We start from the raw sequence: 13,970 nt of genomic DNA, 5'->3' as shown, positions 1-13,970 counted from the left end.
GCCTTATTTCAGCTCAGCCATCTTTCTTTCAGCATTTCATAACGGGTACGGCCAACAGGTAGTTTTTCTGCATTTTTCAACTCTATATGTGGTTGTCCTGATTGAAAAACAATTTTATCCATTTCACTTGTGCAAACCAGGTATGACTTTTTTAATGAAACTGCGGATATGGTTAATATTGGAAGATTTCTACTGCGAAGGCATAAATTTGATGAGGCTATTCGTTTATTTTCAATCGCGGCTGGATTGGGAGGGAGGTCTGGGGATATCTCTTATGCTTATGAGCTTATGGCTGATTGTTATTTGAAGAAAGGGAATAGGGCTCAGGCTTCAATTTATTACCGGAAGGCTCTGGATGTGGATGCTGGTAATAAAAATGCGGCAGGAATGCTTGCTACGGTTTTTAAGTAGTTTAGTGTGGGGGCAGACCGGGGAGTTTGAATTTGTTTTGGAATTGTACCTTTGGTGCAATTTATTAATGACCGCTTAAAAAGGAGTGATGCATGGGAACTGAATTATTTGAAAAAAAAGCTACTTTAGATGCGATAGTTTCTGCATTAAAAAATGTGAAGGGTATAGTTGCAATTGTTTTGGGTGGTTCTCATGCTGCTGGTTTTGCTAATGAAAAATCAGATCTGGACATAGGGTTGTACTACTCGGAAAAGAGTCCATTTGATATTGAGAAGGTTCGAAGTATAGCGGGTAGTTTTTCTATAGCGGGAATGCCTCTTGTAACTGATTTTTATGAATGGGGGCCTTGGGTAAATGGGGGATCATGGATGATGACAGCTGTTGGGAAGGTAGATTTGCTGTATAGGAATATTGATCAGGTTCAGCAAACAATTACTGATGCTGTGAATGGCATTTGGCAGCATAATTTTGATCAGCAGCCTCCTTTTGGGTTTAGGTCGATCATTTACTTGGGGGAAACTCAGGTATGTAAGCCTTTATTTGATCCACAGAATATTCTGCAAGGGTTCAAAAAGCAGATTATATCTTATCCTATAAAACTACGGCAGGTTGTTATATCCGATAGCCTTTGGCTTGCTGAATTTACATTGATGCAATGTGTTTCTTTTGCAAGCATCGGCGATTCTTACAATACTGTAGGTTGTTTTACAAGGATTGTGAATTATCTGGTTCATGCTTTATTTGCCATCAACGAAAGCTATCCTCTGGGCGACAAAAGAGCTGTTCAAATTATAAGGACCTTTCATAGGGTGCCTGTAAAAATTGAAGAGAGGCTAAATAGAATTTTGGGGCAGGCGGGTACTCAAGCTGGTGAATTAATGGAAAGCGCTGATCTGTTGAAAGAATTGTGGCAGGAGATTGTTGCTTTAACGGATGGTGAATATGAACCCAGATTTAAGGTCAGTTTGGATTAACTAAGGAAGATGCAGGTTATCCTGCTTATGACTTGCGTTATAAGGATTCGAAAAAATCAGAAAGTGGTTATCTGTGCACATGGGAACAGTCTGCGGGCGTTGATTAAATACATGGATAATCTAACAGATGAAGAGGTAACTAAACTTGAGATTCCAACAGCTACGCCATGGGTTTATGAGCTGGATGAGGGATTGAATACGATTAAGCATTATTACCTGGATTGATCAAACTATTTCGTTTAGCTTGTAATTGATAGTGATTATTCATTTTATTCATTGTTGTTGGCCAAATACTTTATGGTGTAGTTTTTGGTTATTTTATGAGCTTTTAATCATAACACTGAATGTATGGAGAACAGAAGATTTTATTCTAGCATTATAATGATTTGTCTGCTGCTCTTTAGTTTTTGTGGCTGTAAGAAAAAGGAGATTATAAGGTCGGGAACTGTTTCTTATAATGTAGTAAATGTAATGGTTGGTGGAAATGCGGTTGTATTGAATCAAAGCCCATTGGATAGCGTAGTGAACAGGAGTTCGAAGATCTTAACGGGTACTGGTGGAGACCATTTGTATGTTTCTGCCTTTTCGTATAAAAATACGGCATTGAATTACTTTGGGGTAGATGTTAATGGGGCAGACGGAGACTTATTTACTTTAATGCTATCTGGTTTCTGGCCCAATTCTGTGGATGCGTTCTTCTATAAAGAGGTTAATATTCCTCCATACAGTAATAGTACACTTTCTGTCCGCTTTATCAACTTGTTGAAAGGAGGACCTGCGATTTCGGTAAATCTAACTGGTACCGCTCCGAGCTCAGAAGTTGCTGCACTCCCTTATCAGGGCATTGGTGTGTTTAAATCTCATCTCTCCACAAGCATAGCAGCTCCTTTTATTTTTGAGATTAGGGATGCTTCTAATGGAACTTTGTTGTCAAGCTATAATTTAGTGCCTGTTTCCGGGATTTCTGCATATACACTGGTTTGGAATGGATTATTAGGGGGAACTGAAAAGCAGGCCCCGGGTATTTTGCAGATTAATCATACTAATCTGAATATGCAGATGTGAAAGAATAAGCTATATTCGGCTCTGTATTGTTTAAAATGAATTTGAAGAATTTTTTGCAGCAGCCTTATCCTTTTCCTGATAAACAGGTTAAAGTAGCTGTATTGGTTGGTTTAGGGATTGGCTTACTGATGTTTTTATTAAAGCCTTTTGGGCTTTCTAATATTTCTGTAAAGTATGATCATTTATTTTCTGCAGGTTATGGTTTAGTTAGTTTTTTGGTGCTGCTTTTTAATGGGCTGGTCGTTCTCAGGTTGTTTTCAGACCTGCGCTGGACGATCTTCAGACAGATTTGCTGGAGTTGCTGGTCGCTTTTTTGTTTAGGGCTTGCAAATTATGTGTATACCTTCGTATGTATCGGCCGTTTACATTTTACTATGGCTGGTTTGGTTGTTTTTCAGTTATATACTTTGATTATTGGCTCTATTCCAGTTACATTTTTGGTGTTGATCAGACAAAACAGGATGCTCAGGCTGAATAGAAAATCGGCTGAGGTTTTAAATGATCATTTTCTTTTGACTGAACCTGTAAAGGACGTGCCTGGAGATATTGTGCTTACTGCAGAAAATGGCAAAACGGAGCTGAATATTCAGGTAAGTGATTTGGCTTTTATTGAATCTGATGGAAATTATATTCAGGTTTATCGTCGTAAAGATGGGCTAATTGCTCCAGTCACAATTCGGAATAGTATTGTAAAAGCGGAAGCTGAATTGGGAAACCATGCTCAATTGATGAGGTGCCATAGGGCTTTTATTGTAAACACTGATTTCATTGAGCATGTGAAGGGGAATGCTCAGGGCTATCGTTTAGGAATTAAGGGATCTGATAGGGAGGTTTATGTGTCGAGACAATACACCAAACTTATTAAGCAGGTTGTAAATAAGGGGTGATTTTATGATTGTTATGTATCGCAAAATGGCACTGATGTCTAATTAAACCGTGCTTTTCGTCACAAAAGCGTGCAGTTCGTCCCTAAAAGTTTATCTATTGATTTCTTCCTGTTAGCATTGCAGAAGAATTCAAAAACTAAACGACATGGATGTACTATTTAAAGTATTTTTAATACTGCACATTGTAGCTGGAACTATTGGCTTAATTTCAGGAACGATTAATATTATTGGTAAAAAAGGAGGTAAGATCCACCGGATAGCGGGGCGATTTTTTCTATATGGAATGTTAACTGTAAGTTTGTCTGCTTTTGTACTTTCTGTTCTTCATCCAAATTACTTTTTATTTATTGTTGGGGTTTTTACTTTATACATGGTTTCGTCCGGAACGAGATACTTGCATTTGAAAAAAATGTCTAAAGGTCAAAAGCCTGGTAAGATTGACTGGTTGCTGACTTATTTTATGCTCACTTTTGGTGTTTTATTTTTGCTTTTTGGAATTTATCATCTGATCCATAAAAATTCTTTCGGGGCTGTTTTTATTGTTTTTGGGCTTATTGGATTTAGAATGGTGCGTTCGGATTTTAGGAACTTTAGGGGGGAAGGGGATGTTTTAAATACCTGGCTTGTTGCTCATATTCAAAGAATGATCGGGGCTTATGTTGCGGCTTTGACGGCGTTTCTTGTGGTTAACAATACTTTATTGCCCGCTTATGTTGCATGGTTGCTTCCAACGGTAGTGATGTTTCCTTTGATTTTAAGGTGGGTGAAAAGGTACAAAGTGAAGGTGGGGTGAAAGTAAGGTTATTCCATCTTTTATAGTATGCTAAACAAAATCTGTAGATTTTGGTTATTTTGATTACATCAAATTAATTGCCTATGCTATTTACAGACGCGGAAGATTTTAATTCTACCCTATTGAATGCGCCGATCGGTATATGCATATTGGATGCGGATACGCTTGTTGCAGAAATTGTTAATGATAAATTTCTTGAGGTTGCTGGCAAACCTTATGAAGCGATCTATGGACGCTACTACTGGGATGCTTTTGCTGAGGCCCGGCCTTATTATGAGGCTGCGCTGGCTGGAGTGATTCAAACCGGCGAAGCCTATTATGCGGATCAGGTAGAGCTCATGTTGATTCGTTATGGAGAACCGGAAATGATCTTTGTTACTTTTGTATATGCCCCGATAAAGGATAAGGCGGGTAAAGTAAAAAGGGTTGCGGTGTGGGTTTTGGAAAATACCAGGCAGGTTGCGGAAAGAAAAAGAGAGGAAGTTGCAAAAAATGCTTTCAAAGTTGAACGTGACCAGCTCTATAGTTATTTTATGCAGGCTGCTGCTGGGATATGTGTCCTGCATGGTCCTGATCTGGTGTATGAACTTGTCAATCCTGCCTATCAACAGATCTTGCCTGGACGTGAACTTTCCGGGCGTCCTATCTTCGAAGCTCTTCCGGAACTGGTGGGTTCATCCATACAAGAAATGTTGTTAAAAGTATATAATGAGGGGGAATCCTGGGAAATGAGCGAGGTGATGATTCCTGTTTCAGAATATGAGGGGGGGCCAACAAAGGAACGTTATTTTAGTTTTAGCTTTCAGGCCAGACGGGATGAACATAATCATATAGATGGCATTGTCAATTTTGTGTTTGAAGTAACAGACATGATCCGGGTGCAGGAGGAGCTTCTAAAGGCGAGGGAAGGGGCAGATCAGCAAAGAAGAGTTTACGAAGCGATCACTTCGGGGACACCGGATTTAATGTATGTGTTTGATCTTGAGTATCGTTTTACGTATGCGAATAGTGCATTATTGACCATGTGGGGTAAGACCTGGGATACCGCTATTGGTAAGGGGTTGCGTGAAAATGGTTATGAGGAATGGCACGCGGCTATGCATGAACGGGAAATTGATCATATCAGAGCAACAAAGGAATCTGTTCGTGGTGAAGTTGCTTTTCCGCATGCAGTTTTGGGGAAGAGGATTTATGACTATATCCTGATTCCGGTACTCAATGAAGCTGGAGAAGTGGAGGCGGTGGCGGGAACCACGAGGGATGTTACAGAACGTAAACAGATGGAGCAGGCTCTGGCGCAGGGTACGGAAGATTTGCAGGCTATAAACGAGGAATTATTAGCTGCAAATGAGGAACAGGTGGCTTCTAATGAAGAGTTGATTGCAACCAATGAGGAGCTGGCCATTGTTAATCAGCAATTACTGGAAGCACAGCAAAAGATAGAGGATGGGGAGGTCGCTTTGCGGATGGCTATTGAATCTGGGGAATTGGCGACCTGGTTTCTTAACGAAAAATTAGGTGTAATTGAGGCGTCGCCCAGGTTTAATGAAATGTTTGGCTTCAAACCTGAAGAAAAGGTGTCGTATGATGCAATGCTTTCGCAGATTTTACCGGAATATAGACAGATGGTTGAGCATGCTTTTGCTACTTCATTTAAAACAGGTTCACGCTTCAATGTAGAGTATCCTATTACTGGGGTTTATGATGGCAAACAGAGATGGATGCGTTCTGTAGGTAAATTTGTTGCGGATGAAAAGCAGGGAAATTATATTACTGGTGTGATGGCAGATATCACAGAGCAAAAAATGGATGAACTGCGAAAGAATGATTTTATCGGTATGGTAAGTCATGAGTTGAAAACGCCACTTACTTCTATGAAAGGGTATATCCAAATGCTGCAAAGGTTAAATCAGCAAAACAAGGAGTTTAGTGCTGGGATGCTGGAAAAAGCAAATAGCCAGGTGGGGAAAATGACGGCTATGGTGAATAGCTTTTTAAATGTGTCCAGGCTTGAATCTGGAAAGATTTACATGGATATTCAGGAATTTGATATGGCAAGGCTTATGGCGGAAGTGGAAGAGGAGTCAAGGGCTACTATTTCAAGTCATGTTTTGGTTTTTAATCCGGTTAAAACGATGTTGGTAAATGGGGATTGGGACAAAATAGAGCAGGTGATTCACAACCTGATCAGCAATGCCGTTAAATATTCGCCGGCTCATAGTATGATTGAAGTTTCTTGCTTTGAAGACGGAGGGATGGTGAATGTTAGTGTGAAAGATAGGGGGATGGGTATTAAACCGGATGATCTGTTAAGGATCTTTGATCGGTATTATCGGGTTGAGGGTAGCCAGATGTTCTCTATTTCGGGCTTTGGGATTGGTCTTTACATTTGTAAAGAAATTATTCAGCGCCATATGGGGGAGATTTCTGCGGAAAGTGTTTTTGGGTCTGGATCTACTTTTACTTTTAGTTTGCCGCTGATTGATATGGAGTGAAAAAAGTCTACACTTCTTTTCTCACTGGACCTTTCGCGAAAAGCTTCAGCCCCTAAGGTGAGAAAAGAAGTGTAGACTTTTTTGGGGTGGTTGTATTTATATTTTGTTGAATGAAGAGGTTCAGTAAACTCTATTTCCTTACATTTTACTTTGCAAGGTTTAAAATCCACTTGATGCAATCAATAGGTTCAACAATAGACCAGGAATGCGGATGCCTTTTCCCATCAACCCTAAAACCTTTTCCTATAGCAGGTATAAACTCTGCTTTTGTATTTCCGCTTTGCATTAGAAAATTTGTCATTGCAGAGAGATTGGCGGCGTTCAGATCATAGTAGTCTCTACTTTTGTTTTTGAGCTGCCAAACTATATCTGGATCGCAATATAATCTTACTGGCACATCGATTAGATATTTTGCATTGCCTCCATCTTCTCTATTTCTTGAAAACTGTGAAGCTTCTGTATATTTATCAGGAAATTCTTCTGGAGAACCACCATAAAGTTTAGTGAAATTGTCTATTATAAAGTGATCTTCGTTTAAGGCGATTTTTTTGCTTTCTGGTAAGTTTAACCCTTCCTTTTCATATTTTATGATCGATTTTTTAGCTCCATTATACAAGTCTGCCATATCAATGGGGGGATCAAGACCGATTACAGCCAATGGCTTTATAAAAGTTATGTATTTTTTGTTCCTTGACATTTCTGTGTATTGTAAAGCATTCATCCCGCCGAGCGAAAGTCCGCCCAGGATAAATTTATCTTTTGGAGCCTTATATTTTCTAATTAAGTCTTCAAAAACAGCATCAAAAAGTTGCATGGCTTTTTGATCACTTTCCAGTGTTTTATTGTAGTTGACACTTACTACAACCGGTAAAATATTGTTGTTATAGGCTTGTTGCATCAAATTTTTGTTACAGCTGATTACGTTCTCTACCGTTTCGCCTGTGGAAGGAAACAGGACTAAAACTGCTTTTATGGTCTGCTTAGGTATAAGTGCATAATAGAAGAGTTGATCACTTCCATTGTCGTTAATATAAATTTCAGTGCTGTCGTTAATATCGAGATATTGTTTTCTAAGTATTGCTAAATACTTATCGTCGAGATTTAGAAAATTGCCGTCTACAAAGTTACCAATTGTCTGTCCCCCGTTACTATAATATGCAGCACCTTTTCCATTTAGAGCCCCGTTGGTAAAATTGCCCTCAAAAGTAGCGTAGCCAATAATTTCATATTTACCTTTGCCATTAAGTTTGCCCTGGTTCATTTGCCCCGTATAAATCACAGCTAATTTATGATCTTGATACCACTGCAATACGCCATTTCCGAAGGCATATCCATTTTTACAAGAACCACTCCATATTAGACTATCTTTAGGCGAATACTCATCACTCCAGATCATACATCCAGTTTTGATGTCCTTAACATACTGTCCAGTTTGGGAAAATACACTAACTGAACTTAATAGAATAAGGGATAAAATAATATGTTTCATGTTTTATTGTTTGTTGATTTTTCCTAAAATTTCACAAAGCTTTAGTAAGCCTTGGTGCAGGGCAGTTCCCGTGTGTAAAAAGTACCGAATTCATATTCTTCTACATCCGCTACCTAGGTAAATATAGTTTCTTTTGCCTGATCATAGTGGATTATTCGTATCATTAGGTAATGAATAAATTCAATGCAAGTATAGAGATTATTGGAATAAATCCATTTGTTTTTGTTCCAGACAGTATCCTTGAAGACCTTTTTAAGGAGGCCGGTAAAAACAAAGGGGCTATTCCAATACGGGGTGTAATAAACGATAAGCCGTACAGACAAACATTGGTGAAATACAGCGGTGCCTGGCGGCTTTATATCAATACCACTATGCTTAAAAATTCGCCTAAGCGTATTGGTGAAATTATTGAACTCACTATAGAATACGACTCTTCAGACAGGTCTATATCAGCGCATCCTAAACTGACAGAAGCGCTTAAAGGAAATAAAGAGGCTCTGCAAGTATTTGAAAATCTAAGGCCTTCATTACAATTTGAAATTGTACGTTATATTGCGCATCTAAAAACTGAAGAGAGCATTGATAAAAATGTGAGCAGAGCCATTAATTTTTTATTAGGAAAAGAGAGATTTGTGGGTAGAGATAAGCCATAAAAATGTTTTTTAGCTTTTCATTACCTTCTGAAATTCGCTAGGCCTCATGTTAACAAGTTGCTGGAAGGTATTGCTGAATGCTGCAATACTGGAATAACCAACTTCGTAGGCTACCTCGCTGATGTTCTTCTCCGAACCCATTAACAGTTCCATGGCTTTGATCATTCTCAACATCTTTAGGTATTGGAGGAAGGAAATGTTCAGGTGTTGCTGAAACAGCCGGGTCAGGTTTCTTACACTTAAGCCAAATTGCAAAGCAACCAGGGGTAGTGTTAAAGGTTCTTGAAGATGTTCGTGTAAATAGGTTGTTATTTCAAGCAGGCGTTTTTCTTCTGTTGTTGGCAGGAGTATAGAAAATCTCTTGCCGGGCGAGTGGGCAAGCAAATGTTTCATTGTGGTGAGGAATTCGTATTCCCAACTTCCGGGCAATATTAGGCCTTGCCAGTTTTCTGAAAAACTGATCATTTCCCGGAGTAAGCTGCTCACGGGATAAATACCGAGTTCGTTATAAAGTTGGTGTTCTGAGGTTGGCTCATCTCTGAAATAAATGTTTAAAATGGTGAGTTCGCCGGTATTGAATTTTACATTGTGCATCATGCCTTTAGGTATCCATACATAATGCTGGGAGGGGATATAGTATTCTTTCTCCAGTGTTTTCAGGTAAGCTATGCCGCCTGAAACCAATAGAAGCTGGCTTTTATTATGTTTATGTGCTGGAAAGCGATGTTCAAGCTGTTCTTTCATGATGTAAATTGCGTCTTTATCAAGATCAATTTCTCTTTCAAACTTTTTTAGCAAATCCATAATGGCTAAAATAAGTAAAATATTGGCCTATTATATAAAACCTTTGTTTTGACTGCGGGGTAATTTTGTGGTGCATCATTAGAATTAGAAATGAGACATCAATTATCAATCGTATATTTTCTTGGATTACTGTTCTGCAATCAGTCTGGACACGCACAGGATAGCCTGTTTACCCTACAGGTGGTTTGGGAAAAGGCAATAGAACACAATAAGGAATTAAAGGTCGGCGCATTAGAAGTAGGTAAAAGTGAAGTATTACTGAAAGACGCAAAAAGCGAAAGGCTTCCTGAGATCAATGCAAATGGTTCATATTCCAGGCTGACGAATATGCCTATTTATGAACATGGTATTTTTCACGGGCCAACTGTTGTTCCGGTCATCAACCAGTCGTACAGTATTGGAACAGAAGCTTCGCTCAACCTATACCATGGTGGAAAAACAAGAAGAGAGATTAGCATTAAAAAGGTTGAGCTTGAGGCAATATTAAACCAGCAGCAGCTTTCACTGGCCGATGTGAAGTTTAAAAGTGCCTCTTATTTCTATGCGCTTCTAAGAAATCTGCAGCTTAAAGAGCTTACGGTGCAGGAAATTGCCTATGAGGAAAAGCAGTTGACAGAAATCGGCCACCTGTACAAAAATGGAACCGTATTGAAAAGTGACCTGCTGCGGATGGAGCTGAAAATCTCCAATCAAAAAATGCTGCTTTCTGAAATAGAAAACAATATTACACTATCGGTTCAGCAGTTAAACATTATTATGGGACGTGCAGATCAGGCACCCTTGGATCCCGTTGTTAAAAATATTGAACTTGTGGAGCCTTACGCTTTGAGTTACGACGATTATCTGGCCATCGCTTATAAAAACTCCTTTGAGTTCAGGCTTTCAGACAACAGGGTTGTCTTAAGTGATTTGAATCTCAAGCAGGTAAAATCGAATATACTGCCTAAAGTAGACTTCTTTACTTCCTATGGTTATACCTACCCGCAATCGCAGTTTTATCCTTATTCTGATGCACTTTTTGGTATTGGGCAGGCAGGTATAAAGGTAAGTATGCCTATTTCCGGTCTTTATCTGAACAAGTATAAAAAAGAGGCTGCTGTCCTAAAAAGAAACGAACAGGCCGTGCATCATGAAATTAAACAGGATGAAATCAGAACTGGGGTGAGGGCCGCCTATCTGCACTATACTGAAGCGCTGCAACGGATTGAGGTTGCGAAGAAAAACATCATACAAGCGACCGAAGCACTGAGGATTTTAAAGGCCAGTTATTTTAACCAGCAATCGCTCTTGACAGATCTGCTGGATGCAGAGACTCAGCTTCTCCAATCGAAGTTCGACTTGACCTCAGCGCAAGTGGGTGCGCAGGTACAGTTTTACGAGTTACAAAGAATAGTAGGAAAAATTTAAACGCAATACAATGAATACAAAACAGAATAAAATAGATAAAATCGTTGTTCAAAGTACCAGGGCTATTGCCATTCTGGTTGTATGTGCCCTGGGCGTGTGGGGCGTGAGCCTGATTTGGGCAATGCTGAAATACGAGCAGACGAACGATGCGCAGGTGGAAGAATATGTAAACCCTATCAATACAAAAGTTGGCGGATATATTAAAAAGATCTGTTTCATGGAAAACCAGCAAGTAAACGAGGGAGATACGTTATTGATTATAGACAATAGTGAATATCGGGTACAACAAGATGAAGCGGGGGCCGCATTGGAAAATGCAAAGTCCCAAACTGGTATTCTGGAGGCAAATATCAGTACGCTGAAAAGTAATGCGGCTATAGGCCTGTCTCAAATTGATGCGGCCCGCGCAAAAATGGTAAGGCAGCAGCAGGAGTTTAATCGTTATCAAAATTTACTGAAAGAAGAATCAACTACGCAGCAGCATTTTGACAATGTAAAGGCGGCATTGGATATTGCTGTCTCTGAGTACCAGGCAGTAGTAAATACTTATAAAGCAGCTTTGTCCAAAATTAAAGATGTAGAGGCGCAGAAAGTATCGGTACTTGCAGAAATCAAAAGACGACAGTATGTTTTAAACCGAAACAAGTTGGAACTTGGCTATACGGTGATCACTGCACCTTATAGGGGTAAAGTGGGTAAAAAGGTCATTCAGGAAGGACAATTGGTTCAGGCAGGGCAAACGATGACATTTATTATTAATGAGGAAGGAGGAAAATGGATTGTTGCTAATTTCAAGGAGACCCAGGTTGGTGGGTTTAAGGCTGGACAAAAGGCTGTGGTTACAGTTGATGCATTTCCTGATGCAGAATTCAATGGTGAAATAGAGTCTGTCTCGCCGGCAACTGGATCAAGGTATTCGCTATTGCCGCCTGATAACGCAACGGGAAACTTTGTGAAAATTATACAGCGTATTCCAATACGTGTTAAACTCACCGATGAACATTCAAAGATCGCGATGTTGTCGGCAGGAATGAATGCAAATGTGTCCGTCAAAAAAGAAAGTCATGAATAAGCATCATTTGCCGATTTTTAAAGCCTGGGCACCTGAATGGTTGGTCCGCTCGACTATCTTTCTGGTACTTTTGCCTGCTCTTGTTGCATTTGCCCTTTACTTCAGTAATACAGCCGAAACGGCAGGATATTATGGTATGGAGCCTGCTGATGTTCAATATTCTGTAATCATGATGTATGCTGTGTTGGTTGCCATTCTGCCTGTTGACGATCGGTTTGTGAAATATTTTGCCCCAAGGCAATATTTCATTCTTGGCGTGATGCTGAACACGGTTACGTATCTGGTTTGTGCCTTAACCCGGAATATTACGGTTTTTATGATCTGTCGTTTTATTCAAGGTGCGGTGTGTGCAATTTTTTGCAGCATTTGTATGAACTTGATCTTTCCAAGGATTCATTCTGCACGTGCAAAAACAATAGGATATTCTATTTTTTATGGTGCCTTGCAGGTGTCTATTCCGGGTTGTGCCATATTGTGCAGTTGGTTGCTTCATTACTTTGAGTTTAATATGTTATTCTATGCGTTGATTGTTATAGAGGTACCTGGTGTTGTGTTGTTGTTGCTCCTCACCAATAATGTACGTTTCAGGAAAAAGTTTCCTTTATATCAGTTAGACTGGGTAAGTTATATTTTCTATACGGTCATGTTCTGCGGTGCGGGCTATATTTTTGTTTACGGACAACAGCTTAATTGGCTGGATAGTCCTCTGATCTTTAACCTTTGCCTTATTGTAATTGCTGCAACGGCCATGTTTACTGTGCGGCAGTTTCATTTAAAACGGCCTTTTGTAAATCTGAGATTATTCAGCTTTGCGAATTTCAGAAATGGCTTACTGTTGTTGATGGTGTATTATATTTTTAAAGGGACAACGGGTTTTGCCTATGCTTACTTGCAGGGGATATTGGGAGTTGACCCTATTCATCTTACTCCGATCTGGGTGATTAATATTGTTGGAATTGTTGTGGGTATGTTTGTTTCCTCCCGTTTTGTACTTTATGGAACCTCGATAAAAGAAATTCTGATTGCTGGATTTTCTTGCCTTTTGCTTTATCATCTACAGATGTATTTTCTCTTTTCCAGTGTTTCCTCCACCTGTGATTTCTTCATGCCGTTCTTTGTACAAGGTTTGGGATCAGGTGCTTTATTTGTGCCGCTTGTGCTGTTTACCGCCTCATCGGTTCCGGCACCTTTGGTAGGCTCCGTTTCATTTCTGGGAATTGGGTTTCGCTTTGTAGGTTTTTGTGCGAGCATTTCTCTTGCTAATTATTTTCAGCTTTACAATAAGAGTACACATTATAACTGGTTCAGAGCAAATATTACGGATCTGAATCCTGCAATGAGTGAAACAGTGGTTCGTATACAAGAGCATATTGCATGGAGAGGACAAGATGCAAAAACGGCAAAGGTATTGTCTTCTGGCGTTTTGAACAAAATGGTTGGTGAGCAGGTTACATTGCGTGCATCGATGGATTATTATGCAGCTATGATCTTTGCATTAGTGGTATTGATTTTGGCTATATTGTTTGTTCCACGGGCAAAAAGAGGAATTCTGGCTTTCAGGAGTAAGTTTGTACCCTATTAAACACATTTTCGCATAGAATGATGGGATCTCTCAGGTAAAATTTACATTGAACCGAATTTTAATTAATATTGGAGGAAATATTGGTTAAGTTTAACAGGAGATCCAAATTAATGACTACAAAGGCTATATATACCGATCAGGAACTTTTTGTTCTCCTGCAACAGGGACAACAAATTGCTTTTGCGGAGATCTATAATCGGTATAACGCTTTGTTGTTTATTCATGCTGATAACAAATTGAGGGATAAGGACGAGGCTATGGATGTTGTGCAGGATGTGCTGGCCAAACTTTGGGAAAAAAGGAATGAACTGGATGTAACGGTTAACCTTGCCGGTTAT

General features: G+C 39.5%; 15 protein-coding genes. 12 read left to right on the top strand and 3 right to left on the bottom strand.

Features of this window, described 5'->3' with window-relative positions:
* Positions 1-8: 8 nt before the first annotated feature.
* Entirely contained in the window at positions 9-122 is a 114-nt protein-coding gene (locus VNZ46_RS28660) for a hypothetical protein (protein ID WP_325565015.1), read from the bottom strand.
* Positions 123-129: 7 nt separating this feature from the next.
* Here VNZ46_RS28660 and VNZ46_RS28655 point away from each other — a divergent pair, with 7 nt between their 5' ends.
* The 7 genes from VNZ46_RS28655 to VNZ46_RS28625 all read left to right on the top strand — a co-directional run bounded on the left by VNZ46_RS28655 (position 130) and on the right by VNZ46_RS28625 (position 6,625).
* Positions 130-411 (top strand): tetratricopeptide repeat protein, encoded by a 282-nt coding sequence (locus VNZ46_RS28655; RefSeq protein WP_325565013.1) that lies wholly within the window; start codon positions 130-132, stop codon positions 409-411.
* Positions 412-503: 92 nt separating this feature from the next.
* Complete coding sequence (locus VNZ46_RS28650; RefSeq protein ID WP_325565011.1) at positions 504-1,385, top strand: nucleotidyltransferase domain-containing protein; 882 nt, start codon at positions 504-506, stop codon at positions 1,383-1,385.
* 9 nt (positions 1,386-1,394) lie between these two features.
* Complete coding sequence (locus tag VNZ46_RS28645) at positions 1,395-1,610, top strand: histidine phosphatase family protein (protein WP_325565009.1); 216 nt, start codon at positions 1,395-1,397, stop codon at positions 1,608-1,610.
* 123 nt (positions 1,611-1,733) lie between these two features.
* Positions 1,734-2,450, top strand: a complete 717-nt coding sequence (locus VNZ46_RS28640) for a hypothetical protein (protein ID WP_325565007.1) — start codon at positions 1,734-1,736, stop codon at positions 2,448-2,450.
* A gap of 35 nt (positions 2,451-2,485) precedes the next feature.
* Complete coding sequence (locus VNZ46_RS28635) at positions 2,486-3,337, top strand: LytTR family DNA-binding domain-containing protein (RefSeq protein ID WP_325565005.1); 852 nt, start codon at positions 2,486-2,488, stop codon at positions 3,335-3,337.
* A 145-nt stretch (positions 3,338-3,482) separates the two neighbouring features.
* Positions 3,483-4,130: a hypothetical protein gene (locus VNZ46_RS28630; protein WP_325565003.1), complete on the top strand. Its 648-nt coding sequence runs from the start codon at positions 3,483-3,485 to the stop codon at positions 4,128-4,130.
* An 83-nt stretch (positions 4,131-4,213) separates the two neighbouring features.
* Entirely contained in the window at positions 4,214-6,625 is a 2,412-nt protein-coding gene (locus VNZ46_RS28625) for a PAS domain-containing protein (protein ID WP_325565001.1), read from the top strand.
* A gap of 145 nt (positions 6,626-6,770) precedes the next feature.
* On the opposite strand, the gene VNZ46_RS28620 is transcribed toward VNZ46_RS28625, so the two are convergent.
* Positions 6,771-8,114: a hypothetical protein gene (locus VNZ46_RS28620; protein WP_325564999.1), complete on the bottom strand. Its 1,344-nt coding sequence runs from the start codon at positions 8,112-8,114 to the stop codon at positions 6,771-6,773.
* Positions 8,115-8,284: 170 nt separating this feature from the next.
* Here VNZ46_RS28620 and VNZ46_RS28615 point away from each other — a divergent pair, with 170 nt between their 5' ends.
* Positions 8,285-8,767 carry a YdeI/OmpD-associated family protein gene (locus tag VNZ46_RS28615; RefSeq protein ID WP_325564997.1) on the top strand — a complete coding sequence of 161 codons (483 nt, stop codon included), beginning with the start codon at positions 8,285-8,287 and terminating at the stop codon, positions 8,765-8,767.
* A gap of 9 nt (positions 8,768-8,776) precedes the next feature.
* Here the strand turns inward: VNZ46_RS28615 and VNZ46_RS28610 are convergent, their stop codons facing one another.
* A complete protein-coding gene (locus VNZ46_RS28610; RefSeq protein ID WP_325564995.1) occupies positions 8,777-9,571 on the bottom strand; it encodes an AraC family transcriptional regulator in 795 nt (264 codons plus the stop codon).
* A gap of 90 nt (positions 9,572-9,661) precedes the next feature.
* Here VNZ46_RS28610 and VNZ46_RS28605 point away from each other — a divergent pair, with 90 nt between their 5' ends.
* From VNZ46_RS28605 to VNZ46_RS28590, 4 genes are all read left to right on the top strand, one after another.
* Positions 9,662-10,978 (top strand): TolC family protein, encoded by a 1,317-nt coding sequence (locus VNZ46_RS28605; protein ID WP_325564993.1) that lies wholly within the window; start codon positions 9,662-9,664, stop codon positions 10,976-10,978.
* Between the two features lie 10 nt (positions 10,979-10,988).
* On the top strand, positions 10,989-12,050 hold the full coding sequence (locus VNZ46_RS28600; protein WP_325564991.1) for an HlyD family secretion protein: 1,062 nt from the start codon (positions 10,989-10,991) through the stop codon (positions 12,048-12,050).
* Complete coding sequence (locus VNZ46_RS28595) at positions 12,043-13,632, top strand: MFS transporter (protein WP_325564989.1); 1,590 nt, start codon at positions 12,043-12,045, stop codon at positions 13,630-13,632. Before VNZ46_RS28600 ends, VNZ46_RS28595 begins: the two co-directional genes overlap by 8 nt.
* Before the next feature lie 110 nt (positions 13,633-13,742).
* On the top strand, positions 13,743-13,970 hold a 228-nt coding region (locus VNZ46_RS28590; RefSeq protein ID WP_414693545.1), incomplete at its 3' end, for an RNA polymerase sigma factor.

It is taken from the genome of Pedobacter sp., from assembly GCF_035566355.1.
Lineage (GTDB): Bacteria > Bacteroidota > Bacteroidia > Sphingobacteriales > Sphingobacteriaceae > Pedobacter.
The sequence above is the reverse complement of the archived record's forward strand: the minus strand, read 5'-3'. Positions and strand labels throughout refer to the sequence as shown.